19 protein-coding genes and 2 tRNA genes are annotated in these 25,347 nt (G+C 34.0%); 10 read left to right on the top strand and 11 right to left on the bottom strand.

All coding sequences use genetic code 11. The annotated features are described in order from the left end of the window. Positions 1 to 13: 13 nt before the first annotated feature. From galE to FLP_RS24400, 3 genes are read right to left on the bottom strand one after another with little or no spacing between them, the layout of a single operon-like run. A complete protein-coding gene (gene galE / locus FLP_RS24410; RefSeq protein WP_065452102.1) occupies positions 14 to 1,027 on the bottom strand; it encodes a UDP-glucose 4-epimerase GalE in 1,014 nt (337 codons plus the stop codon). Between the two features lie 16 nt (positions 1,028 to 1,043). Beyond that, positions 1,044 to 1,484, bottom strand: coding sequence for a nuclear transport factor 2 family protein (locus FLP_RS24405; RefSeq protein WP_065452101.1), 441 nt, complete (start codon positions 1,482 to 1,484; stop codon positions 1,044 to 1,046). Positions 1,485 to 1,486: 2 nt separating this feature from the next. Next, complete coding sequence (locus FLP_RS24400) at positions 1,487 to 2,620, bottom strand: DegT/DnrJ/EryC1/StrS family aminotransferase (protein ID WP_065452100.1); 1,134 nt, start codon at positions 2,618 to 2,620, stop codon at positions 1,487 to 1,489. A 135-nt stretch (positions 2,621 to 2,755) separates the two neighbouring features. Here FLP_RS24400 and FLP_RS24395 point away from each other — a divergent pair, with 135 nt between their 5' ends. After that, positions 2,756 to 3,985 carry a 3-deoxy-D-manno-octulosonic acid transferase gene (locus tag FLP_RS24395; RefSeq protein WP_065452099.1) on the top strand — a complete coding sequence of 410 codons (1,230 nt, stop codon included), beginning with the start codon at positions 2,756 to 2,758 and terminating at the stop codon, positions 3,983 to 3,985. A gap of 348 nt (positions 3,986 to 4,333) precedes the next feature. Then, on the top strand, positions 4,334 to 4,546 hold the full coding sequence (locus FLP_RS24390; protein ID WP_055095081.1) for a PG1828 family lipoprotein: 213 nt from the start codon (positions 4,334 to 4,336) through the stop codon (positions 4,544 to 4,546). 237 nt (positions 4,547 to 4,783) lie between these two features. On the opposite strand, the gene FLP_RS24385 is transcribed toward FLP_RS24390, so the two are convergent. The 4 genes from FLP_RS24385 to mutS all read right to left on the bottom strand — a co-directional run bounded on the left by FLP_RS24385 (position 4,784) and on the right by mutS (position 8,262). Continuing rightward, positions 4,784 to 5,170, bottom strand: a complete 387-nt coding sequence (locus FLP_RS24385; RefSeq protein ID WP_065452098.1) for a DUF1508 domain-containing protein — start codon at positions 5,168 to 5,170, stop codon at positions 4,784 to 4,786. 160 nt (positions 5,171 to 5,330) lie between these two features. Further along, a tRNA-Leu gene (locus tag FLP_RS24380) sits at positions 5,331 to 5,416 on the bottom strand. 15 nt (positions 5,417 to 5,431) lie between these two features. Continuing rightward, a tRNA-Gly gene (locus tag FLP_RS24375) sits at positions 5,432 to 5,504 on the bottom strand. A gap of 151 nt (positions 5,505 to 5,655) precedes the next feature. Beyond that, positions 5,656 to 8,262: a DNA mismatch repair protein MutS gene (gene mutS, locus FLP_RS24370; protein WP_065452215.1), complete on the bottom strand. Its 2,607-nt coding sequence runs from the start codon at positions 8,260 to 8,262 to the stop codon at positions 5,656 to 5,658. A 157-nt stretch (positions 8,263 to 8,419) separates the two neighbouring features. Between mutS and FLP_RS24365 the strand changes: the two genes are divergently transcribed. From FLP_RS24365 to FLP_RS24355, 3 genes are all read left to right on the top strand, one after another. Then, entirely contained in the window at positions 8,420 to 8,854 is a 435-nt protein-coding gene (locus FLP_RS24365; protein WP_065452097.1) for a DUF1573 domain-containing protein, read from the top strand. A 78-nt stretch (positions 8,855 to 8,932) separates the two neighbouring features. Continuing rightward, a complete protein-coding gene (locus tag FLP_RS24360; protein ID WP_065452096.1) occupies positions 8,933 to 9,475 on the top strand; it encodes an RNA methyltransferase in 543 nt (180 codons plus the stop codon). 108 nt (positions 9,476 to 9,583) lie between these two features. Beyond that, positions 9,584 to 11,767 (top strand): T9SS type B sorting domain-containing protein, encoded by a 2,184-nt coding sequence (locus FLP_RS24355; RefSeq protein ID WP_065452095.1) that lies wholly within the window; start codon positions 9,584 to 9,586, stop codon positions 11,765 to 11,767. Positions 11,768 to 11,835: 68 nt separating this feature from the next. Here FLP_RS24355 and folK read toward each other — a convergent pair whose 3' ends face one another. Next, a complete protein-coding gene (gene folK, locus FLP_RS24350; protein ID WP_065452094.1) occupies positions 11,836 to 12,969 on the bottom strand; it encodes a 2-amino-4-hydroxy-6-hydroxymethyldihydropteridine diphosphokinase in 1,134 nt (377 codons plus the stop codon). A 269-nt stretch (positions 12,970 to 13,238) separates the two neighbouring features. On the opposite strand from folK, the gene sppA reads away from it, so the two are divergent. The 3 genes from sppA (at position 13,239) to FLP_RS24335 (ending at position 18,759) form a co-directional block, all read left to right on the top strand. After that, entirely contained in the window at positions 13,239 to 14,996 is a 1,758-nt protein-coding gene (gene sppA / locus FLP_RS24345) for a signal peptide peptidase SppA (protein WP_065452093.1), read from the top strand. A gap of 14 nt (positions 14,997 to 15,010) precedes the next feature. Beyond that, positions 15,011 to 15,958 (top strand): alpha/beta hydrolase, encoded by a 948-nt coding sequence (locus FLP_RS24340; protein WP_065452092.1) that lies wholly within the window; start codon positions 15,011 to 15,013, stop codon positions 15,956 to 15,958. Positions 15,959 to 16,134: 176 nt separating this feature from the next. Then, entirely contained in the window at positions 16,135 to 18,759 is a 2,625-nt protein-coding gene (locus tag FLP_RS24335; RefSeq protein ID WP_065452091.1) for an AsmA family protein, read from the top strand. 68 nt (positions 18,760 to 18,827) lie between these two features. On the opposite strand, the gene FLP_RS24330 is transcribed toward FLP_RS24335, so the two are convergent. Both FLP_RS24330 and FLP_RS24325 read right to left on the bottom strand, forming a co-directional pair. Continuing rightward, positions 18,828 to 19,907 (bottom strand): glycosyltransferase family 9 protein, encoded by a 1,080-nt coding sequence (locus FLP_RS24330; RefSeq protein WP_065452090.1) that lies wholly within the window; start codon positions 19,905 to 19,907, stop codon positions 18,828 to 18,830. A gap of 258 nt (positions 19,908 to 20,165) precedes the next feature. Next, entirely contained in the window at positions 20,166 to 20,960 is a 795-nt protein-coding gene (locus tag FLP_RS24325) for a DUF2797 domain-containing protein (protein WP_065452089.1), read from the bottom strand. Between the two features lie 243 nt (positions 20,961 to 21,203). Between FLP_RS24325 and FLP_RS24320 the strand changes: the two genes are divergently transcribed. Further along, positions 21,204 to 22,727: a GH3 auxin-responsive promoter family protein gene (locus FLP_RS24320; protein ID WP_065452088.1), complete on the top strand. Its 1,524-nt coding sequence runs from the start codon at positions 21,204 to 21,206 to the stop codon at positions 22,725 to 22,727. Positions 22,728 to 22,841: 114 nt separating this feature from the next. Beyond that, positions 22,842 to 23,237, top strand: a complete 396-nt coding sequence (locus FLP_RS24315; protein WP_065452087.1) for a hypothetical protein — start codon at positions 22,842 to 22,844, stop codon at positions 23,235 to 23,237. 759 nt (positions 23,238 to 23,996) lie between these two features. Here FLP_RS24315 and serB read toward each other — a convergent pair. Beyond that, positions 23,997 to 25,226 carry a phosphoserine phosphatase SerB gene (gene serB / locus FLP_RS24310; RefSeq protein WP_065452086.1) on the bottom strand — a complete coding sequence of 410 codons (1,230 nt, stop codon included), beginning with the start codon at positions 25,224 to 25,226 and terminating at the stop codon, positions 23,997 to 23,999. Positions 25,227 to 25,347: the final 121 nt, after the last annotated feature.

Below are 25,347 nucleotides of genomic sequence, written 5' to 3'. Positions count from 1 at the left end.
ACTGAACACTAAATTAAGAGCGAACTTTCTGCTCCCATTTCCAGGCACTTGCCATTGCTTCGTCTAAACTTAATTCTGCTTTCCAGCCTAAAACATCGTTTGCTTTATCTGTGTTTGCGTACGCTTCGGTAATATCACCTTCGCGGCGCGGCTTAATTACATATGGTAGTTTTTTATCGCTTACTTTTTCGAAACTATGAATTACTTCAAGGACTGAACTTCCCGTTCCTGTCCCTAAATTAAACGTTTCAACCTTTTGCAAATTCTTTTTATTGAATAAACGCTGTAAAGCGATTACGTGTGCTTTTGCCAAATCGACAACGTGAATATAATCACGAACTGCAGTTCCGTCAGGTGTTGGGTAATCATTTCCAAAAACTGATAATTCCTGACGTAATCCCATTCCGGTTTGCGTAATAAAAGGCACTAAATTTTGAGGAACTCCCAATGGTAGTTCTCCAATTTCAGTACTTGAATGCGCTCCCACAGGATTAAAATAACGTAATAAAATGGCGCTAATATTAGTAACTTTAGCTGTATCTGTGATTATTTCTTCCCCTATTTGCTTGGTATTTCCGTAAGGAGACATTGCTGCCTGTACGGGAGCATCTTCTGTAATTGGCATTTTTTCGGCTTGACCGTAAACTGTACAAGACGAGCTAAAAATAAAACTTGCCTCTGGTTTTTGCTGTAATTCCTGCAGCAAATAAACCAACGAAGCAATATTGTTTTCATAATACAATAGAGGTTGTTCTACACTTTCACCTACCGCTTTTGAAGCTGCAAAATGAATTACTCCTGTAACATCATTGTGTTTTTTAAAGAAATCCTGAACGGCACTTTTCTCTCTTAAATCAATTTTTTCAAATAAAGGCGTTTTTCCTGTAATGGCTGTAATTCCTTTTAAAACATCTTCTGTAGAGTTAGAAAGATTATCAATTATCACTACTTCAAAGCCTTCATTTTGCAATTCGACTACGGTGTGAGAACCAATAAATCCTAATCCTCCTGTTACTAATACTTTCATTTTGCGGTTGTTTTTATTATGTAGTTAATTTGTAAGCTTGTCTGGCAATCAAAATCCAGTTGTTCTTTTGCTTTTGCCAAACAAGCATTATTCCTATTTTTATATCCCTGTCGATTCCGTCATCTTTGGTATGGGCAGACAAAACATGTCGCACTATTGCAACATTATCCTGAATCGCTATAACTTGATTCTGAAACTCTATATTAACAAAATCAGATTTTCCGCTCACGATTCCGTCCACAAATTCTGCCTGGTTTTGAAAATTACCGTTCGAATGAACATAGGTCAATTTATCAGAAGTTAATGCTTTTAATTTCGCTCCATCAGCATCAATCATTGCTTTACGCAAAATTTCAACCTGATTAATAATAGCAGTTTCATCTTTTGCATTCGATTTTTGAGCAAAAGCCGAAAACGAAACCAGAACCATCAAAATTAAAACACGTAAACTTCTCATAATTATTTATTTAAAAATTCTAAAACAGAATCTGTAATAAATTTAATTTGTTCATCATCAAGCTCAGTATGCATTGGTAAAGCAATAACTTCTTTCACTAATTGATTGGTAACCGGGAATTGCTCTTCTTTATAACGAGGATCAACATACGCTTTTTGAGAATGTAATGGAATTGGATAGTAAATTGCACATGGAATTTGCTTATCCTGCAAATGCTGTAATAAAGCATTTCTGTCTGCATCGATAATTCTCAATACATATTGATGAAAAACGTGATCATTTTCGTTTGCATCAAATTCCGGCGTAATGATATGTGCATTTCCGGCAAAAGCTGCATTATATTTTGAAGCTGCCAAACGACGTGCTGCATTATATTCGTCTAAAAGTGGCAATTTCGCATTTAAAACTCCTGCCTGAATACTGTCTAAACGTGAATTTACACCCACAACATCATGATGATAACGCTCGTACATTCCGTGATTTACAATTCCGCGGATGATGTGTGCTAATTTATCGTCGTTGGTAAAAATCGCTCCACCATCTCCATAACAGCCTAAGTTTTTAGACGGAAAGAATGAAGTTGCAGCCACATGACCAATAACTCCCACTTTACTTTTTGTTCCAGATTTAGAAATATAGTCAGCTCCAATTGCCTGCGCATTATCTTCAATTACATATAAATTATGTTCAGTTGCAATTTCCATAATTGCGTCCATGTTGGCAGCACGTCCAAATAAGTGTACCGGAACAATTGCTTTTGTTTTTGGCGTAATTGCTTTTTTAATAGCTTCGATATCGATATTCATATTAGTCATATCAACATCAACCAAAACCGGTGTTAATTGCAATAAAGCAATGACCTCAACAGTTGCCGCAAAAGTAAAATCGGCAGTAATTACCTCATCGCCTGGCTTTAAGTCCAACCCCATCATAGCAATCTGTAAAGCATCTGTACCGTTTGCACACGGAATTACATGTTTTGCTCCCAAATAATCTTCAAGATTTTTTTGAAATTGATGTACTATTGGTCCGTTTATATAAGTATTTGTATCTAAAACTTCTTGAATCGAAGCATCAACGGTAGTTTTTATTTTTTCGTATTGACTTTTTAAGTCAACCATTTGAATTTTTTTCATTTTCAATATATTTTAAAATTAAAGACCTGTTTTGTAATCAGAATCTCTAAAAGGAGGAACAAAAATAGTTATTTAATACCTTCAAACCAATGAAAATAATCGAAAGAAGCGTAATTTAGCCACAAAAATAAACAGATGCTTTTTCTATATAATTTAGTCATTTCTATTGCGGGGTTTTTTCTGAAAATTGTAGCACTTTTTAGTCCGAAAATTAAACTTTTTGTAAACGGTAGGAAAAATGTTTTTTCTATTTTAGAGGAAAAAATAAAATCCTCAGATAAAACCATTTGGTTTCATTCGGCATCACTTGGCGAATACGAACAAGGTTTACCGGTAATCGAAAAAATCAAAGAAAAATATCCTGACCATAAAATCATTGTTACTTTTTTCTCTCCATCAGGTTATGAAGTGCGTAAAAATAACACAGTTGCCGATGTAACTGTTTACCTTCCGTTAGATACTAAAAGTAATGCGAAGCAATTTTTAAAATTAGCACATCCTGAATTGGTATTTTTTATTAAATATGAATTTTGGCTCAACTACCTAAAAGAACTGGAAACAAGCAAAACACCTACTTATTTAATTTCCGGAATCTTTAGAGACAATCAGATGTTTTTTAAATGGTATGGCGGTTTTTACAGAAAAGCATTAAAGGCTTTTACTTATTTCTTTGTTCAGAATGAAAGTTCTAAAGAAAAAATTGAAGCAATAGGTTTTCATAATGTGATCGTTTCCGGCGACACTCGTTTTGACCGTGTTAATGCAATTTTAGAAAGAGACAACACACTTGACTTTATCGAAAACTTCAAAAATGATTCCCCTACTATAGTAATAGGAAGTTCCTGGCCAAAAGACGAGGCTTTATTAGCAGAATATATTAATCAGGCGCCTGAGCATGTAAAATTTATTATTGCTCCTCATAACATTAAACCAGATCAAATCACAAGTTTAAAAAGTCAAATCACAAAATCGACTGTATTATTTTCAGAAAAGAGAGACCTTGACTTATCTGGATATAATGTCTTCATTATAGATACAATAGGATTATTGACTAAAATTTACAGCTATGGAACAATAGCGTATGTTGGAGGCGGTTTTGGAAATCCGGGAATTCATAATATTCTTGAACCTGCAACATTTGGAATTCCGATTGTAATTGGTCCGAATTACTCCAATTTCGCAGAAGCAGTCCAATTAGTTGCGCTTGAAGGATGTATTACAATTTCTAATAGTAAGGAGTTAAAAGAAACACTGGATCGTTTGCTTAATGATACTAATTTCTTTGAAGAAAAAAGCAGCATTTGCAGATCTTATATTCAGGACAATAAAGGAGCTACAAATACCATTATGAATATCGTTTCTTAAGCGATTTATTCATGTAAAATAAGATTTCCTGTCGTTATTATTTATAAAAGAGCTTAAACAAGCTCTTTTTCGCTTTTTTAGCTTATCAAATAATGAATCAAAAACAAAATAAACCGCAAGGAAGAGAATAGAAACAGCCAATTCTCTTATTGAATATTCAACAAAAAATAATTTATTCGAAAAATACAACAATATAACATAATTTTAGCATTTTGGCATATTATTTGATAACTAAGATAATCGTGAGCAATGAAAATATTTTAAAAAAAAAGTGAAAAAATATTTTACATATTAAAAAATTTATATCTTTGCCACGAATTAATAATTAACCTTTTATAATAAAGTAAGATGAAAAAAGTATTTTTAAGTTTAGCTGTTGTTGCTGTTTTAACTGTTGTTTCTTGTAAAAAAGCTGATGCTGCAGCTACTGAGTCTGTAGATTCTACTGCTGTTGCTGTTGATTCTGCTGCTGCTGTAGTTGATTCTGCTGCTGCAACTGTTGATTCTGCTGCTGCTAAAGTTGATTCTGCTGCTGCTAAAGTAGAAGAAGTAAAAAAATAATTAGAACCTAAGTTCTAAAAATTTTAAAACCATCCTTGAGATGGTTTTTTTTATGCTCAAAAACTAATTTAAAATTCCAATATTTTAAACTCCAAGTTCAATAGCACAAATCCCGAATTCCAACAACACTTAATGTCTTTTTGGAATTCGGGATTTTTTTTTTCAAAACTTATTAAACAAAATCAAATAAGCGACCAAATTATTGGAATTTAGAATTTACAACATTGGAATTTTACTCTAATCTTCCACCTCTTCTCCTACTTCCACCTCTTCCTCTTCATCTTCAAAAATCAACTCACTCGACGAAAAATCTAAAATCTCAGATCTTGCACCGTACGTTACAATCTCCTTTATTCCCTTTTGCAAAAGCAACTCCGTAGTATACTTACGACTTGTTGCGAAGTGAACCTCACCTAACATTAACTTAAAGAAATATTTCCCTCCAGAACCTTTAAATTTTAAAAACTTAGCCTGATCTATATTTGCCTTAAACTTTTCAATATCCTCCTCACCTTCAAATTTCAATTCATAACTCAAACTCGTAAAGATCACTTTACCCTTTCTTGAAGTAAACACGAACTTATACTCATCGTTAAACCTCTTGCTAATTACGAAAGCACCCATTTATTATTTTAGATTTTAGATTGTTGATTTTAAATTCTTAGTCCCGATAGCTATCGGGATAGATTCTTAGATTCATTAAAATAAATTTACTTCGCAAATTTATTTTATGTTGCGCGAGTTTACACAATAAAAAAAGCCTCTTCAAAAGAAGAGGCTTTAGTACTCAGAGCGGGACTTGAACCCGCACGAACATTGCTGTTCACTGGATTTTAAGTCCAGCGTGTCTACCAATTTCACCATCCGAGCATTAATATGACATTGAGCGAAAAACGGGGCTCGAACCCGCGACCTCGACCTTGGCAAGGTCGCGCTCTACCAACTGAGCTATTTTCGCATTTCAAATTCTTGTAAGAACTACGCAATACCTGACTTGTTCTGTATTGCGAGTGCAAATTTAGGACATTTATTCAATTATACAAGCGTTTTTTGAAAAAAAAATATACTTATTTTATAACTTTCTGATAACCTAAACTTTAAATCTGAAATTATTTTTTAACCAACATTCTTTTAATCTCGTTAAGCTTCATCAATGCTTCGACTGGTGTTATCGCATTTATATCAAGACTCATGATCTCTTCTTTTATTTCTTCTAACAAAGGATCATCCAGATTAAAGAAACTCATTTGCATTTCGTCAGCAGTTTCTTTTATCCCGTTTAATGCATCGCTTGAATGATTCTTTTCTAATTTTTTTAATAACTTTTGTGCTTTCAAAATTACAATCTGAGGCATTCCCGCCATTTTTGCAACATGAATTCCAAAACTATGGGCACTTCCTCCTTTTACCAGCTTTCTGATAAAAAGAACGGTATCTTTTAATTCTTTTACCGCAACATTGTAATTTTGAATTCTCGGTAACGATTCCGTCATTTCGTTTAATTCATGATAATGTGTCGCAAACAAAGTTTTAGGCTTTCCTGGATGTTCGTGCAAAAATTCAGCAATCGCCCAGGCAATCGAGATTCCGTCATAGGTACTGGTTCCTCTACCAATTTCATCTAACAGCACCAAACTACGATCTGAGATATTATTCAAAATCGAAGCCGTTTCGTTCATCTCGACCATAAAAGTAGATTCTCCCATCGAAATATTGTCCGACGCTCCTACTCTGGTAAAGATTTTATCTACAATTCCCATTCTCACGCTATCAGCAGGAACAAAACTTCCCATTTGAGCCAATAATACAATCAAAGCCGTTTGCCTTAAAATAGCCGACTTACCCGACATGTTGGGTCCGGTAATCATTATAATTTGCTGCGTTTCTCTGTCTAAATAAACATCGTTGGCAATATAAGGAGTTCCTACCGGCAATTGTTTTTCGATAACAGGATGTCTACCGTTCTTGATTTCGAGTTCGAATGTTTCATCAATTTCAGGACAAACATATTTATTCTCTACAGCCAATTGCGTAAACGAACACAAACAATCTAATTGCGCTATCAGATTAGCATTCATTTGAACTGGTTTGATATAAGTCGCAATCCAGGCTACTAATTGCTCAAAAAGCTCTGATTCGATTTTATGAATTTTCTCTTCGGCACCCAGAATTTTCGTTTCGTATTCTTTTAATTCCTCTGTAATATAACGTTCGGCATTTACAAGAGTTTGTTTACGAATCCATTCTGTCGGCACTTTATCTTTATGCGTATTTCTTACTTCAATATAATATCCAAAAACATTATTGAAGGATATTTTTAAAGAAGAAATCCCTGTTCTTTCTGATTCTCTTTTTTCGATTCCTTCCAAATACTCTTTCCCAGAAGTTGAAATATCACGTAAATCATCTAACTCTTCACTAATACCTCTTGCAATTGCATTTCCTTTTGCAATTGCGACAGGCGCATCCTGATTCAAAGTTGTTTTGATCTTCTCTCTCAATAAATCACAAGCATGCAAACTATCCCCAATAACTTTTACAGCTTCCTGCGGACTTTGCAAGGCCAAAGTTTTTATTGGAATAATAGCATCCAGAGATTCTTTTAAATACACAATTTCTCTCGGTGAAACTTTCCCCGCAGCGATTTTAGAAATTAAACGCTCTAAATCTGAAATTTGCTTAATTTGATATTGAATATTATACAGAACTTCAGAATTTGATTTCAGATACGAAACCACATCATGACGTCCTTTTATCTTATTGCTATCTTTTAACGGTAAAGCAAGCCAACGTTTTAACAAACGACCGCCCATTGGCGAAAGCGTTCTGTCGATAACATCTAAAAGCGTTACTGCATTTGGATTGTAACTATGATATAATTCTAAGTTTCTAATGGTAAAACGATCCATCCAAACATAAGCATCTTCTGCAATACGCTGAATTGCGGTTATATGCTGGACACGATTGTGCTGCGTTTCAGACAAATAATACAAAATCGCTCCCGAAGCAATAATCCCTTCTTTTAATTCTTCGATTCCAAACCCTTTTAATGAAACGGTCTGAAAATGTTTAGTCAGGGTTTCTACAGCATAATCTTCTTTATAAATCCAGTCTTCCAGATAAAAAGTATGAAAATCTTCGCCGAAAGAAGCTTTAAAATCTCCTTTATTATTTTTAGGCACCAGAATTTCACTTGGATTAAAATTCTGCAATAACTTATCTATATATTCTGCATTTCCCTGAGCCGTCAAAAACTCTCCGGTCGAAACGTCCAGAAAAGAAACTCCTATATTTTTATTAGCAAAATAAACTGATGCTAAAAAGTTGTTTGTTTTGGATTGTAAAACTTCATCATTTAAAGAAACTCCCGGAGTTACCAACTCAGTAACGCCACGTTTCACGATAGTTTTGGTCATTTTAGGATCTTCAAGCTGATCGCAAATCGCTACACGAAGTCCGGCTTTAACCAATTTTGGCAAATAAGTATTAATAGAATGATGCGGAAAACCTGCCAAAGCTGTTTCTGTTTCAGAACCAGCACCTCTTTTGGTCAAGGTTATTCCAAGGATTTTTGATGCCCTAATCGCGTCTTCGCCAAAGGTTTCGTAAAAATCACCCACTCTAAAAAGCAGACATGCATCAGGATATTTTCTCTTGATTTCGTTGTACTGTTTCATTAAGGGTGTTTCTTTCACCACTTTCTCTTTCGCTGCCAAATTATTGTCTTTTAAATGAAAAATTAAGATAGCGAATTTATAATATTTTAAAGGAATATCGAAGTGGATCAAAAATTAAAATATTTTAAGATATTTTTATATTAAGATATTAGATTTTTCTATAGATTTGTTCATAATTAAAACAAAGATTCTAAAGATGAAAAAAATAATTTTATTCGCTATGTTAGCTGTAGTTGGAATTACTGCTTCTAACGCTCAAGCTAAAAAAACAACAGCTAAAGCTGCTAAGGTTGCTAAGGTTGAAGGAGCAGGAATGGCTTTCGAAACAGAAACTATTGACTACGGAACTATCGCTCACAATGCTGACGGAAAACGTGAATTTGTTTTTGTAAACAACGGAACTAAACCACTAATCATTACAAATACACAAGGATCTTGTGGTTGTACTGTACCAACAACTCCAAAAGAGCCAATCGCTCCGGGTGCTAAAGGTATTATTGGTGTAAAATATGCTACTGACAGAGTAGGTACTTTTACTAAAACTGTAACTGTAACTTCTAATGCTGAAGGACAACCAACAAAAGTACTTACTATTAAAGGTACAGTTTTACCAGATCCGGTTAAAAGCTAATCTGAAAAACAAAATAAAATAATTCGAAAAAGCTTCCTTATCTTTGGAAGCTTTTTTTATGACCTGAATACAACACAAATGAGAAAACTCGAAAATAGCGAACTTGACAGAAAATCGATTGAAGATTTTAAAAAATCAGACAAAACTCCTCTTATAATAGTGTTAGACGACATTCGCAGCCTACACAACATTGGATCTGTATTTAGAACTTCTGACGCTTTTTTGGTCGAAAAAATAATTCTGTGCGGTATTACAGCAACTCCTCCCAATAAAGAAATTCATAAAACCGCTCTTGGCGCTACTGAAACTGTGGCTTGGGAACATCATGAAAACGTATTAGAAGTTATTGAAAATCTTAAAAAAGAGAACGTAATAACAATGGCTATTGAACAGGTTGAAAGTTCTGTTTTTCTTCAGGATTTTAAAGTGAAGCAAAATCAAAAATACGCTCTTGTCTTTGGAAATGAGGTTTATGGCGTAGCACAGGAAGCAGTTGCAATTTGTGATGGCTGTATCGAGATTCCTCAATTAGGAACAAAACACTCCTTAAACATTGCAGTAAGTGCAGGAATTGTAGTTTGGGATTTATTTCAAAAATTAAATTGGCCAAGCACTATTTAATAACAGAATTTCCTTTCATAAAATGTTATTTTTAAAGAAGATTTAAGGTTTAAATGTTAGATATTTAAATATATTTTTTTGTTATTATAAAATTGATACTTTTATAAAATGAAAAGTATCAATTTCTTAAAAATAATCATAATATTTTTTGTATTAAGCTTTAAACAGTCTTATTCAATTGAAAAAATTAGATCTTTAGACAGATGTCTAATTAAGATAACGAATGACACTCTTAAGCCAAACAAAAAAAAGGGCTCTTTAGGTCTTGCCATCGTTCCTCCGTCAATTAAAGCTAGCGGAGATCAATTTTACTGTCCACAAACTACTACTAATGTTGTAACCAGCATTATCATTACTCATGATCCCTTAGAACCGGGAACTGAAGCCGGATATATCCAGGTCTCTTCAGGTTATTCCAGTGGTTTCGATCAATTAGCTCTTTCAAACGCTGCAACACATCCTTCAATCACTACAAGTTGGGATGCTACTGCCGGAAAATTAAAAATATCAAGTGCAACAGGTGGTAATGTTTTATATACTGATTTAGAATCTGCTATCAAAGATGTGATATTCTCCAATTCTTCGGCTACCGCTTCCGGAACTAAAACTTTTTCTATCACGATTGGTAACGCCAATTATCTTCCATCTACTCAACATTACTATTTATTTGTTCCCAGCATTGGTATTTCCTGGACCGCAGCAAAAACTGCTGCCGAAAACAGTAATTATTACGGATTACAAGGTTATCTGGCTACTATATTATCTGCAGATGAAGCTAAATTAATTGGTGAACAAGCTTCAGGAACCGGATGGATTGGTGGAAGTGACTCAGAAACTGAAGGTGTATGGAAATGGGTTACAGGACCTGAAGAAGGCACTGTCTTCTGGAATGGAGCAGTAAATGGCTCTACTCCAAATTTTGCTTTCTGGAATACTGGCGAACCCAATAATCAGGGAGATGAAGACTATGCCCATATTACCCAACCCGGAGTTGGAATAAGAGGATCATGGAATGATTTATCAAATATGGGAGATACAAGTGGTAATTACCAGCCCAAAGGTTATGTAGTAGAATATGGCGGAATGCCTGGCGAATTACCGTTAGAAATTGCTGCGAGTACCAAAATTACAATTCCCGTTGCAACACCTGCCGCAAATCCGAGTCCTGTGTGTGATTCCGGGAGTTTTACATTTAGCGCTACAGCAACAGCTGGCTCAACAATTAGTTGGTACAACGAGGCTGTTGGTGGAACTTTACTGGGAACAGGAAACACTTACACTACTCCAACTCTAACTACAACAACAACTTATTATGTTGATGCCGGTTGTGAATCAAACAGAAAATCAGTTGTTGCTACTGTAAATACAACACCTTCAACCCCAGTTGCAGCATCTTCAACAGTTTATAATTGCGGACCTGGAAGCGTAACTCTCGAAGCCAATTCTAATATGGGTACTATCAGTTGGTTTACATCTTCTGCTGGAGGAAATAGTGTTTATACAGGAAATAGTTTTACAACACCAGCCATTTCGAACAATATTACTTATTATGCACAGGCCTCAAATGGCACTTGCATTAATACTGATCGTACAGTTGTAAACATTGTCATCTATACGCCTCCTATTGTCACTGACGAAACTTTACCTTTATGTCAATTTCAGACTATAACACTTGACGCAGGAATTTCGGGAATGACTTATGTATGGAATACCGGTGCAACATCGCCCACTATTGATGTTACTACAGGCGGAACTTACACCGTAGACGTTACAAGTCCTGCTCCCGAAAATTGCACGAGCAGAAAAACAATAGTAGTCGAAGAACATCAAATTCCGCAAATAGATCGAATTGATGTAAACGGAACTACAGCTGTAATTTATCTTAAAAAAGAAGCCGATTATTTTGAATTTTCTGTTGATGGAATAAACTTTCAGGATTCAAATACTTTTTTTGATGTTTCCGGAGGATTACAAACAGCTTATGTTAGAGAAAAAAGCGGTTGCGGACAAATTATCCAAGAATTTGTTGTACTTGTGTTCCCTCCTTTTTTCACTCCAAACAATGATTCTTATAATGACGTATGGCAAGTAACCGGAATGGAAAATTATCCGCAGGCGCAAGTCACCATTTTTGATCGCTACGGAAAACTAATTGCACAACTTACCGCTGCTAAAATGAGTTGGGACGGAACTTTTAATAAAATGCCTCTTCCCGCTTCTGATTATTGGTATGCGCTAAAAATTGACAATACACATCCTGTTTTTAAAGGTCATTTTTCTTTGAAGAGATAATTCTGTTAATTAGATAATTCAAATACGCTATTAGAATTATCTAATTGACACATTCTCTAATTCTCTAATTAATTTATTTTTTTCTGAATTTCATCTAATATAAAAAGATAGTCTTCGTGCTTTTTTACAAAATCACGATCTGAAACATCTATAATAAGGACATTGAGGTCTTTTTGGGATTTAATATAATCCAGATAACCATTATTAATTTTATCCAAATATTCTGCCTCAATATTCTGTTCGTAAGTTCTACCGCGTTTTTTGATATTCTGAAGCAATCGTTCTGAATTCTGATACAGATAAACGTACAAATCAGGTTTTGGCATTTCTTTATAAATAATATCGAATAAGTTTCGATACAAACGATATTCATCTTCTGCCAGGGTAATTTTGGCAAAAATCAAAGATTTAAAAATATGATAATCGGCTACTATGAAATCTTTAAACAAATCAAACTGCGCCAAATCATCTGATAATTGCTGATAACGATCTGCAAGAAAAGACATTTCCAATGGAAAAGCATATCTATTTTGATCCTTATAAAATTTAGGTAAAAAAGGATTATCGGCAAAACGCTCTAAAACTGTTTTGGCATTAAAATCTTCAGCAATTTTTTGTACCAAAGTTGTTTTTCCTGCTCCTATATTTCCTTCAAAAGCAATATAATTAAAGGTTTCTAAGGCTATTTCGCGTAGAGGATTTTTTAAATCCTGAACTACTGTACAAACACTGTCATCTGGTGAAACGGCAATTAATTCTGAAACCGATTTTTGAAAAACAGGATGTTTCCAGTCTAATTTTAAATCCTGAACCGGCATCAAAACAAAATTTCTGTTCTGCATTAAAGGATGCGGAATTTTCAGTTTTTCAGAATCAATAATTTCATCATCAAAAGCAATTAAATCAATATCGATAATTCGGGATTGATAGCCTTCCTGATTCGAACGGATTCGCCCTAAATGTTTTTCGACTTTTAAAACCTGATTTAGTATTTTTTGTGCTGATGAAGTAGTATGTAAAAGGAGAGCACAGTTATAAAAAGCATCGCTTTCAAAACCCCAGGCGGGAGTTTCGTATAGTTTTGAAACCCTGATTACAGTTCCTACTTCCTGATGTATCAAATCGATACAACTTTCGATGTTTGCTAACCTGTTTCCCTGATTACTCCCTATAGATAAAACGACTTGATGCTGTGACTTCATAATAAATGCAAATTAACTAAAACTATTTTAGAATTACCCATATTATTTAAATCAAGAATTAGAAGTTTCGAACTGTTTCTGATTTTTTATTTCTTATAACTTCCTAAAAAATTGCTGATATGATACAAAATATCCTATCTTTAATTAAGATAGTTAAAAATGTAAAAAGCACAACTATTTGATCAAATCGTATATTCGAAATAATTTGTTTTTAGAGTACATTTGTAACAAACCAGCCTTTTTCGCTACTTATTAAAAAAAATATACTTATGAAGTTTTTAGGAAATGTAATTGCCACAGTTGTCGGTATTTTTGTATTTATTATGTTCTTCTTTTTTGGAATAATTCTTATCGGAGCTATTTTTGGAGGAGACGATACTGTTTCTGTCAAAAGTGATTCTGTTATAGAATTAAATTTAAAACAAATTCAAAACGATTATGCCGGAAAATACAAAGATCCGTGGGTAACTGTTTTCTCTGATAAAAAAGGAGTTGGTTTGACCGATGTTATTAATGCGATCGAAGCAGCAAAAACAGATGATAATATTAAAGGAATTTCAATACTTAATGATGAATCTTCTTTAGGATTAGCTCAATATAAAGATTTGAGAAACGCACTTGAAAGTTTCAAAAAATCAGGAAAATTTGTTTGGGCGTACGCCAATACTTATTCGCAAAAAGAATATTATTTAAACTCTGTCGCCAATACAGTTTACATTAATCCTGCAGGTGATTTAGATTTTAAAGGACTTTCGTCTGAAGTAATGTTCTTTAAAGATTTCCAGGATAAATCAGGCATTCATATGGAAGTGATTCGTCACGGAAAATACAAAAGTGCTGTTGAACCGTTTTTAGAAAATAAAATGAGTGATGCCAACAGAGAACAAGTTACGGCACTTTTAAATTCGATCTGGACAACGGTTTCTACCGATATTGCAAAAAGCAGAAACATTCCGCTTGATAAATTAAATGAAATTGCAAACGGTTTATTGGCCAGAACTCCCGAAATGGCAAAAGCGCAGCATTTAGTAGATATTGTCGCTTACGAAGATGTGTACCATAATGCCATTAAAAAAGCCCTGAAAGTAACCGGCGATGACGATTATAATAAAATCTCGATTTTAGATTATACTCAAAATAATGTTACAACTGCTTTAACGAATACAGCAACAGATCAAATTGCGATTATTTACGCTCAAGGCGAAATACAAAGCGGCGAAGGAGATGTTACCGTAATTGGCGAAGGTTCTATGCGTCGTTCTTTACAAGAAGCCCGTAAAAATGAAGATGTAAAAGCAATCGTGCTTAGAATTGACAGTCCTGGAGGAAACGCTTTAACTTCTGACCTGATCTGGAGAGAAATTGAAATTACCAAAAAAGTAAAACCTGTGGTTGTTTCTATGGGAAATTATGCCGCTTCAGGAGGATATTATATCGCTTGTAATGCCAATACTATTTTTGCCGAAAGCAATACTATTACCGGTTCTATTGGTGTTTTTGGAATTTTACCAAATTTTAGTCCTTTAGCCAATAAATTAGGAATTAATACTGAGCAGGTAAAAACGCATGAAAACTCGGCTAATTATAGTCCGTTTGTACCTGTTGATGAAAAATTCAAAGCTTTTACTTTAGAAGGTGTTGAACACATTTACAACACTTTTGTAACGCATGTTGCCGAAGGCAGAAAAATGACTTTTGCTCAGGTTGATGCCATTGCACAAGGAAGAGTATGGTCAGGATCTGAAGCTTTAAAAATTGGTTTAGTGGATAAAATTGGTGGATTAAATGATGCTATTGCCGAAGCTGCACGAATTGCCAAAGTAAAATCATACAGCACACAAAACTATCCTGAATACGAGAAAACATTCAATGATATTCTTTCAGGTTTACCATTTGCACAATCGAAAGAAGCATTTATAAAAGAAGAAATTGGTGAAGAGAATTATATGCTTATCGAGCAGGTAAAAAGACTTCAGAAACAAAAAGGAGTTCAGGCAATGCTTCCTTTTGGATTAAATATTAAATAATTACATTTTGTAAAATGAAAAAATTATTTGCTCTTGCTGCTTTTTTATTCTTGGGTTTTGTAAATGCTCAGGATAAAAAAGAACTTACGTTTAAAGAATCTCCGTTAATATTAAAAATTAATATCGATCAGATTTTTGGTACGCTGACCACTCCGGATCTCACAACGAAATATCCGGTGGCGTTAATCATTTCGGGTTCAGGACCAACAGACCGAAACGGAAATAATCCGATGATGAAAAATAATTCGCTAAAAATGCTGGCAGAAGCTTTAGCAAAAAAAGGGATTGCATCAGTACGATACGATAAACGAGGAATTGGCGAAAGCAAAGCTTCAGCTGTAACAGAACAAACTTTGGTATTCGAAAATTATACTGAAGATGCCAAAAGCTGGATAAATCTATTAAAACAAGACAGACGTTTTTCTGAAGTAATTGTTATCGGGCACAGCGAAGGTTCTTTGATAGGAATGATTGCCGGAGCAAAAGCAAACAAATTTATTTCTATTGCCGGTCCGGGAGAATCTGCTGATAAATTGATTAAAGCGCAAATTGCTTCTAAGTCAAACAAACAATTAGAAGAAATGACTTTTCCTATTATTGATAGTTTAAAAAGCGGACATTATGCACAAAAAATTGACCCAATGCTGAATTCTCTTTTTAGACCAAGTATTCAGCCTTATTTAATTTCCTGGTTTAAATATAATCCTCAAGCAGAGATTAAAGCTTTAAAGGTTCCCGTTTTAATTTTGCAAGGAAACAAGGATTTACAAGTTACAGTAAAAGACGCTGAACTTTTATCGCAAGCCAATAAAAGTGCCGAACTATTGATTGTAGACAAAATGAATCATATCATGAAAACTATCGAAGGTGACACTCAGGCAAATATGGAAAGTTATAATAATGAAAGCTTACCAATCTCAGAAATCATGACCAACAAGATTATTTCTTTCATTAAAAAATAATCAAAATCATAAAATCATTAAAAATCCGTTTGAACTTATATTCAAACGGATTTTTTATTTTTCAATAAAATAAAAATATTCCTACTTTTTGTAAAAACTTTAGCTTTGATCTCAATCAAAAAAAACTATTTTTGTACGAGCTCATTTTATGAATTTAAACTCTCAAATCTATTAATATGTTAAAGAAAATTTTAAAAATCACAGCCATAGTTCTCGTGGTGATTGTAGCCGCATTATTTGCCATTCCGTATTTCTTTAAAGATCAAATAAAAGCTAAAATTGCTGATGCTATCAACGAAAGTGTTGATGCCAAAGTAAGTTTTGCCGATGCTGATTTAAGCTTGTTTAAAAACTTCCCAAACGCAACTGTAGGGATCGAAAAACTAGTCATTATCAACAAAGCTCCTTTTGAAGGTGACACATTGGTTTCGTTAGGCGAACTGAATTTAAAGATGAGCATTAAAGAACTTTTTAAAGGAAAAGATGAACCTTTGAATATTCAGGGAATAAGCTCTACAAATGGTTTAATCAATATTATTTTTAATAAAGACGGTCTTGGTAACTTTGATATTGCCTTAAAAGATAAAAAAGAAACAAAAACAGACGAAGCAAGCAAACCGCTTTCTTTAAAAATCCAAAATTATAAAATCGAGAATTTTACTTTTAGATATATCGATCAGGGTTCTAAAATAAAAATGGTAATTGATAGTCTGAACCATGAGGGAACCGGAGATTTTACCAATTCTAAATTAGATTTGACAACAAAATCTACCGCCAACGTGTCTTTGGATATGGATAAAATGAATTACATGAAAAATGTAAAACTGACTTTAGATGCTGTTCTTGGAATTGATCTAGAACAAAGTAAATATACTTTTAAAGAAAATAAAGCTTTAATTAACCAATTGCCATTAGAATTTGACGGATTTATCAAGATGGTGGAGAAAGGTCAGGTTTATGATTTAAAGTTTAAAACGCCAACGTCATCGTTTACGAATTTCTTAGGATTAATTCCTTCGGCCTATGCTTCAAGCTTAGATGGTGTAAAAACAACCGGAGATTTTACCGTTGTTGGTTTTGCAAAAGGAGAACTTACAGATACTACTGTTCCTAAATTCAACATTGCAATTGCTTCTAATAATGCTTCTTTTCAATATCCTAACTTACCAAAATCAGTTCAGAATATTGTAATCGACACAAAAATCATCAATGAAACGGGGATTCTAAATGATACTTATATAAACCTAGATAAACTTTCTTTTAGAATTGATCAGGATGTTTTTAATGCTAAAGCCAATATCAAAAACATAACCGTCAATCCGTTTGTAGATGCGGCTTTAAAAGGAACTATCAATTTAGCCAATCTTTCGAAAGCATATCCAATTAAAATGGATAAACCTCTTGCCGGTATTCTAAAAGCTGATGTAACGACACAATTTGATATGGCATCTGTAGAAAAAAGCCAATATCAAAACATTAAAAACGCAGGAACGATGAGTTTGTCAGGATTTAAATATACTGACGAAAACAATAAATCGATGAACATTAGTACGGCTTTGGTTGAGTTTAACCCAAGTACAATTAACCTGAAAAAATTTGATGCTACAACCGGAAAAAGTGATTTGAGCATTAATGGAGTTTTAGAAAATTTCTATGGTTTTATGTTTAAGAAACAAGAACTAAGAGGAAACTTCAACATGAGTTCGAACCAGTTAGCTGTTGATGATTTTATGACTGCCGGGGAACCTGCTAAAACGGGAACTGCAACCGGAAAAGAAGGAGGAACAAAGGCAACACCTGCAAAACCTGCTGATGCAATGAAGATTCCTGCTTTCCTGAATTGCACCATAAATGCAAAAGCAAACACGGTTTTGTATGACAATTTAAAACTAACTGCTGTTTCAGGAAAACTGATTGTAAAGGATGAAAAAGCAACTTTAGAAAACTTTAAAACTTCTATTTTTGGAGGAACAATTGGTCTTACAGGAACGGTTTCTACAAAAGCAAAAGTACCTACTTTTGATATGAATTTAGGTTTTAATCAGGTGGATATTGCGCAGACTTTTACGCAACTGGACATGATGAAAAAGATTGCTCCAATTGCCGGAATCATTAATGGAAAATTAAATTCGACTATTAAATTAAACGGTAATCTTGATGCCAACGAACTTACTCCGGATTTAAAATCAATTTCAGGAGATTTAATCGGGCAATTGCTTTCGACAACTGTGAATGCTAAAAATTCAACGGTATTAAATGCCTTAACTTCAAATATCAAATTTCTTGATATGAGTAAGGTGAATTTAAATGATATTAAAGCTGCGGTAACTTTTGAAAATGGAAAAGTAAACGTAAAACCTTTTGATATTAAATATCAGGACATCAAAGTAACTGTTGGCGGAACTCATGGTTTTGATCAAACAATGAATTACAACTTAAAGTTAGATGTACCGGCTAAATATTTAGGAACTGAGGCCAACGCCTTTATTGCTAAAATGTCTCCGGCAGATGCTGCAAAATTGCAAAACATTCCGATAAACGCTTTGATTACAGGTAATTTTTCTAACCCGAAAGTTTCTACAGACATGAAAACGGCTGTTACAAGCTTAACCACTCAACTGGTAAACCAGCAAAAAGAAAAACTGACTCAAAAAGGTACTTCGGCTCTTACTGACCTGATCAATAAGAATACAAAAGCAAAAGATACTACACAGGCTGCAAAAACAGAAAAAGAGCAGAAAACGCAAGAAGCTACAAAAAAAGCGAGCGACTTAATCAATGGTTTATTTAAGAAAAAATAAAACAAAGATTTACACAAAAAAAGAGGCATCCATTACAACGAATGCCTCTTTTTTTATACTATATTTTATTAAATCGCTTTTGAATAACTATTTATTTTTCCATTATTCAAAATGGAATTGATGACTTTTAGATAATCCTTTTTAGTATATAATTTGACATCTATTCCAATACTTGAATTGTCATAAGGTTCGTATTTTTTGATCTTCGATATAGAAAACAACCCTATTGTTGGAGTTTGTACAGCACTTGCCAAATGCATAATACCGCTGTCGGCACCTATAAATAAATCGGCATTGGCAATGACAGCTCCTATTTCGCGAATATCTTTACTATAAAATGTAGGTGCTTTAAAAGCAATTTGCGAAACATTTTCTACAGGCAGGATTTCGATAATATTATAATTTTTATATTCTTCTTTAAGCTGTGAGTAAAATTTTCCCCACCACTCCTCAGACAAACACTTTTCGCCTGTTGCGTATGTAAAAATGCAGATTGTTTTTTTATCGTTATGGAATAAGTCATTTAAAATTCTTTTGCCTTCGGTCATTTCAAAAGAAGATAACTTAAGATCTAAAGGAGCTATTATTTTATTGCTTTTTGGAAAACGCAGCTGGGTGAGATAATTTCGAAAATTATAAACAGGATATTTGGCAATATGCTCATAATCGCTTTTTACAAATTGGGTTTCTTCATTAGAATCTCCAAAAAATTTATACTTGGCGTTTGAAAACTGAACGGCTAAACGTCCCGAAGAAGAGTTTTGATCTACATTAATTGCGATATCATAATTTTGTTTTTTTATTGAAATCCAGACATTCAGATATTTCAATAAACTTTTGAAAGGCTTTCTGGGTAAGTCAATTATTTTACCAATATTATCATAATTTTCAAAAATAATTGGAGCTAACGTTCCCTTAACAAACAAATCGACTTTACAATTTGGAAATATTTCTGTGACTTCCTGAACGAGAGGTGTGATCAATAATAAGTTTCCTAATCTTCCGTTTGGTCTGCAGATTAAGATTTTTTTTATGTCATTTTTATCGACTAAAATAATATCTCCTTGTGATCTTGCTTTTCCAATATTCTTAGTAAGATTGCGCATTAAGCCGCGTCTAAAAACATTTATTTTATTGAGAATAGCCATCTTGTAAATAATTTAGGAGTTATTAAATTTTCATTTAAATTTTAAAAAAAACAGAGTGTTTAAACTAGTTTAAAACTAGTCTCTTTTATTTTTTAAAATTAAATTCTTTCAATAAGCAATTATTACAAAATTGTAACCAAATGTATCAACATTCACATATTCAACTAGTTGAAAGCAATTTAAAACTACTAAAAATATTTCTTAATCAAATAAATACTAGACAGTTAGTCAAAAAAACAAGACGAATAACCAATAACGCTAGACGTTTATTGTGACTACGTACCCTTCTGAACTGCGAACATTAAAAACAGTTCCATTTTCAAAAATTAAATACTGCCCTTTAATCCCTATTAATTTTCCCTGAAACGATGGATTTTTATCCAAATTTAAACTGGCTACTTTTGCAGGATAATTGAGAACCGGATAATGCAATTCATACAGATCATTTTTTTGGGAATAAAAATACTCTTTAGCCTCATCAGGAATTAAGCTTTCTACTTTTACTTTTTCAGCAAGAAGATCAAAAATTCCCCCTGTATTCTGAAGCATCTTTCTCCAATTGGTTTTATCCGTATAATGATCTTTTAATGCGACCTCTGTAATTCCGGCTAAATATCTGTTTGGAACCTCAACAATTGCGACTGCCTGTGTTGCGCCCTGATCGATCCAACGGGTTGGAACCTGGGTTTTACGGGTTACTCCCACTTTTACTTCACTTGCCAACGCCAGATAAACAACGTGAGGCTGTAATTGTACTTTTTGTTCATACTCCAGATCACGATCTGCAATCCCCAGATGGGCAGTACTTAATTCCGGCCTCATAATCCAGTCACCAACTGCAGGACTGGAGTAAAAGCAATCGTAGCAAAAACCCTGACGGAATATTTTTTTCTTTTTATGACAATTCAAACATTCATAACCTGCAAAATTAATCTCAATCTCTTTATTCAAAAGTTGATTCATATGTAGAAAACTATCTTCGAAAACCAAATAATATTGTATTGGGTTCCCTAATTCAGTTTGCATTTTTGTAAGTACTCCTTGATATGTCATAAGAATTGTAGATTGTAGATTTCAGATATTAGATTTGCTCTGTATTATGAACTTTTATTTTGTTAAAATTCCAATTATCAATTGGAATCTTTCCTTTTATAGAACTGTTTTTTTACAAAAAAACACTATTTTTGATACAACGGCAAAGTTAGTATTTGTCGATCGATATTCAAATTTTATATTTTTTGATTTTCGTGTCAAGAGAAATTTAAAATGTAAAATCAGCAATCTAAAAATTAACTCATGCCCTTATCAATAATCAATTCGTTTGCCTCTTGGGTCCTGAAACAAAGGATACATCAAATAGAACTTTTTCTAAAATATCCCAACGAAGTTCAGGAAGAACTGCTGCATAATTTATTGACGGCTTCGGAAAACACGATTGTAGGAAAGAAATATGATTTTGAATCGATTACATCCTATGCCACTTTTGCTGAAAGAGTTCCTATCGCAACTTATGAAGAATTACAACCTTTAATAGAACGTACCCGTCAGGGCGAGCAGGGAGTTTTTTGGGAAACGCCTATAAAATGGTTTGCCAAATCGAGCGGTACTACGAATGCAAAAAGTAAATTTATTCCGGTAAGTAATGAGGCTCTTGAAGATTGTCACTATAAAGGAAGTAAAGATTTGCTTTGTTTGTATTTGAACAACAACGAAGACTCGGAATTGTTTTTAGGAAAAAGTCTTCGCTTGGGCGGAAGTTCTCAGATCTACGAAAACAACAATACTTTCTTTGGAGATTTATCAGCTATTTTGATTGAGAATATGCCAATCTGGGCTGAATTCAGCAGTACGCCAAGCAGCAAAACTTCGTTGATGAGCGAATGGGAAACTAAAATTGCTGCCATCATAAACGAAACCAAAAACGAAAACGTGACCAGTTTTGCGGGTGTTCCTTCGTGGATGTTGGTTTTAATGAATAAGGTTTTAGAAAATACCGGCAAACAAAACTTATTGGAAATTTGGCCTAATCTGGAAGTTTACTTTCACGGAGGTGTAAGTTTTTCTCCTTATAAAGAACAATACAAGAAAATTTTACCTAGTAAAGATTTCAAATATTACGAAATATATAATGCTTCTGAAGGTTTCTTTGCCATTCAGGATTTGAATAATTCCAGCGACTTATTACTGATGCTGGATTACGGCATTTTCTACGAATTTATATCCATGGATACCTTTGGAACTCCGGATCAAAAAGTAATTCGTCTGGCTGATGTTGAACTGAATAAAAACTACGCGATTGTCATTACAACCAATTCGGGTTTATGGCGCTATTTGATTGGTGATACGGTGCGTTTTACATCCTTAAACCCATACAGAATTCGTGTTACAGGCAGAACCAAACATCATATTAATGTTTTTGGCGAAGAATTAATGGTCGAAAATACCGATCAGGCTATTGCCAAAGCCTGCCAAATTACCCAAACTGAAGTGATTGATTATACGGTTGCCCCAATTTTTATGCAGGACAAAGAAAAAGGCGCACACGAATGGATGATCGAATTCAAGAAAAAACCGGCTGATGTTGGCCTTTTCCAGAAAGTGCTGGATGAAACGTTACAGACCTTAAACTCTGATTACGAAGCGAAACGTCACAATAATATGACATTGAATCCTTTGGTGATTAATGTGGCTCGTGAGAATTTGTTTTATGATTGGCTGAAAGAACGTGATAAACTAGGCGGACAGCATAAAATTCCGAGACTTTCTAATCAAAGGGATTATTTGGAGCAGTTGAAGGAGATGTGTGTGGTTAAACACTAATTTCACGAATTTTCACGAAGTTATGTCGCTGATGCGATCGCCTAGCTTGTGACTACATCGACCTAAAAAACTTCTACGAGTACAAGGAACTCAGCTTAAAAAAATAAATTAGTAATGAAAAATAGCATACTAGTGCTTTTTATCCTATTCACTCAAAGCCTGATATCTCAAAATATTGAACCACTAAGTCCAATTCAAAAAGTACTTTATGATTTTGAAACAGTTCAAGTAAAACCAGAATTTCCTGGTGGAAAAGAAAAATTTCTTGAATACGTACAAATAAATTTCAAAAAGTCAAACATTAATAAAAATATTAAAGGATCGATTCTTGCAAATTTTATTGTTGAAATGGATGGTTCGATAACGAATGTTGCAATTATAAAAGATTACGGGATAAAAACAGGAAAAACACTTAAGAGAATATTAGAAAAATCTCCGAAATGGCTTTGTGGAGAACACGAAGGATATCACGTTAGGACAAAAGTAGATTTTACTTTTGAGATAGATTAAATTCATTTCTATTAATTCCCTCCAGGTAAAGCAGGAGGCTATTCAAAACAAAACTTCTCGCTGGCGCGGATGTCTCGCCCGTGAGCATAATCAATTTTATTTTTTTTTTACTTTGCTGTGTGTGTGTACTATCTACACACTATAAGTGTCCGAAACCTATTGCTCTGAAAGAGCTCTAGCAATAGCATGGTGCGAAGCACTATGAATGAAAAACGATTATAATTTTTAAGCCCTGTAAGGGCGGAAGCCTAATTTCAAAAAGCATTTTTCACCATGTTTTACATGATGTACTGCTTTAAAACACCTTTTTCTTTGAATCTGTATTATCAATTTTCTTTTGCCCTTTCAGGGCATTTCCCCTTTTGACTTAATTTGTAGTGCGTTGCACTACGCTATTGCTTTTTAGGGCTTTCAGCCTATTTTTAAAAGTTTCGCACACTCATGGGAGACGCTCAAAATAACATAATAGCTAGTCTTAATAGAAGCACAAATGACCCAAAATGAACTTATAAATACTAAATCGCATGAGGGATAGAAGTGGAAATCCTTTTGTGTCCGCCGTGGCGAACACAAAAGATTACTTCGTCAGTTCGCTATCGCTCGTGTGGAACGGATAGCCCGACCCGGAGGGGCATGCCCATAAAAAAACCTTAGCTTTTATTAAAAAACTAAGGTCTAATTTATTTAGATTGTCGAGTTACTTGTGGAGATTTTTCGTTCCTCAAAATGACAAACTGTATGTTTATTCGACACGTTACATTACATCATATCAATATATCGGTCGTGATATCCTAATAAGTATAAGACACCATCAAGACCTAAACTTGATATTGAAGTTGAAGCACTTTCTTTTACTTTTGGTTTTGCATGAAAAGCGATTCCTAATCCGGCTAAATTTATCATTGGCAAGTCATTGGCGCCGTCTCCTACTGCTATAGTTTGATTGATGTGGATTCCTTCTTTTTCGGCAATGGCTTTTAGGTATTCGGCTTTCTTTTGTCCGTCTACGATTTCGCCTAAATATTTACCGGTTAGTTTACCATCTTTGATCTCTAATCTATTGGCATGAACATAATCGATACCCAATTCTTTTTGCAGGTATTCTCCAAAATAAGTGAAACCTCCGGATAGAATTGCAGTTTTATAACCGTAATATTTCAGGGCTTTCATCAAACGATGCGCACCTTTTGTAATAGGTAAATTGATGGCAACATTTTGTAAAACATCTTCGCTTAAACCTTCCAGCAACGCCATACGCTGTTTGAAGCTTTCGTTGAAATCTATTTCGCCATTCATTGCAGATTCTGTAATCGCACGAACCTGATCTCCTACTCCGTTTAGTTCTGCGAGTTCGTCGATAACTTCGGTCTGGATTAAAGTAGAATCCATATCGAAGCAAACCAAACGACGGTTTCGTCTGTAAATATTATCTTCCTGAAATGAAATATCGACGTTCAAAGTTCTAGAAATCTCCATAAAACTTGCTGTCATGATGATCTTATTTACAATTTCGCCGGTAACGGATAGCTGTATACAAGAACGCGGATATTCTTCTTTTTCTACAATAGAAGTTCTGCCTGTTAATCTGATAATAGAATCGATATTCAGGTTTTGATCTGACATTATTTTAGTTACCGCTGCCAACTGTGAAGCTGCCAGTTTCTCTCCTAAAATATTGATGATATAGCGTTGTTTTGATTGTGATTTTACCCAGGTTTCGTAATCTTCTACAGAAATTGGAATAAATTTTACCTTAACTCCTAATTCATAAGCTTTAAACAATAGGTCTTTTAAAACAGGACCTGAACTTGAACCGGCTTCGATCTCGAACAAAATCCCTAAAGAAAGTGTGTCATGAATATCAGCCTGACCAATATCTAAAATATTGGCATCGTAAGTAGCCAATACGGCTGTTAAACCTGCTGTTACTCCTATTTTATCATGTCCTGAAACTTTTAATAAAATAATCTCTTTACCCTCTATTGCCATTTTATCTATTGATTTTAAGAAGCGACAAAAATCGGCAATCTATTGTTGATAAAAAAGAATATTGTTTGTTTTTTTGAAAAGAAAAAGCACACAAGAATGCACTTTATTGAGTAATTTAACA

This window comes from Flavobacterium piscis (genome assembly GCF_001686925.1).
Classification (GTDB): domain Bacteria; phylum Bacteroidota; class Bacteroidia; order Flavobacteriales; family Flavobacteriaceae; genus Flavobacterium; species Flavobacterium piscis.
The sequence above is the reverse complement of the archived record's forward strand: the minus strand, read 5'-3'. Positions and strand labels throughout refer to the sequence as shown.

Bases quoted from the DNA above. Each gene is read 5' to 3' on its own strand.
- galE (WP_065452102.1), bottom strand. From the start codon at position 1,027: ATGAAAGTATTAGTAACAGGAGGATTAGGATTTATTGGTTCTCACACC.
- FLP_RS24405 (WP_065452101.1), bottom strand. From the start codon at position 1,484: ATGAGAAGTTTACGTGTTTTAATTTTGATGGTTCTGGTTTCGTTTTCG.
- FLP_RS24400 (WP_065452100.1), bottom strand. From the start codon at position 2,620: ATGAAAAAAATTCAAATGGTTGACTTAAAAAGTCAATACGAAAAAATA.
- FLP_RS24395 (WP_065452099.1), top strand. From the start codon at position 2,756: ATGCTTTTTCTATATAATTTAGTCATTTCTATTGCGGGGTTTTTTCTG.
- FLP_RS24390 (WP_055095081.1), top strand. From the start codon at position 4,334: ATGAAAAAAGTATTTTTAAGTTTAGCTGTTGTTGCTGTTTTAACTGTT.
- FLP_RS24385 (WP_065452098.1), bottom strand. From the start codon at position 5,170: ATGGGTGCTTTCGTAATTAGCAAGAGGTTTAACGATGAGTATAAGTTC.
- FLP_RS24365 (WP_065452097.1), top strand. From the start codon at position 8,420: ATGAAAAAAATAATTTTATTCGCTATGTTAGCTGTAGTTGGAATTACT.
- FLP_RS24360 (WP_065452096.1), top strand. From the start codon at position 8,933: ATGAGAAAACTCGAAAATAGCGAACTTGACAGAAAATCGATTGAAGAT.
- FLP_RS24355 (WP_065452095.1), top strand. From the start codon at position 9,584: ATGAAAAGTATCAATTTCTTAAAAATAATCATAATATTTTTTGTATTA.
- folK (WP_065452094.1), bottom strand. From the start codon at position 12,969: ATGAAGTCACAGCATCAAGTCGTTTTATCTATAGGGAGTAATCAGGGA.
- sppA (WP_065452093.1), top strand. From the start codon at position 13,239: ATGAAGTTTTTAGGAAATGTAATTGCCACAGTTGTCGGTATTTTTGTA.
- FLP_RS24340 (WP_065452092.1), top strand. From the start codon at position 15,011: ATGAAAAAATTATTTGCTCTTGCTGCTTTTTTATTCTTGGGTTTTGTA.
- FLP_RS24335 (WP_065452091.1), top strand. From the start codon at position 16,135: ATGTTAAAGAAAATTTTAAAAATCACAGCCATAGTTCTCGTGGTGATT.
- FLP_RS24330 (WP_065452090.1), bottom strand. From the start codon at position 19,907: ATGGCTATTCTCAATAAAATAAATGTTTTTAGACGCGGCTTAATGCGC.
- FLP_RS24325 (WP_065452089.1), bottom strand. From the start codon at position 20,960: ATGACATATCAAGGAGTACTTACAAAAATGCAAACTGAATTAGGGAAC.
- FLP_RS24320 (WP_065452088.1), top strand. From the start codon at position 21,204: ATGCCCTTATCAATAATCAATTCGTTTGCCTCTTGGGTCCTGAAACAA.
- FLP_RS24315 (WP_065452087.1), top strand. From the start codon at position 22,842: ATGAAAAATAGCATACTAGTGCTTTTTATCCTATTCACTCAAAGCCTG.
- serB (WP_065452086.1), bottom strand. From the start codon at position 25,226: ATGGCAATAGAGGGTAAAGAGATTATTTTATTAAAAGTTTCAGGACAT.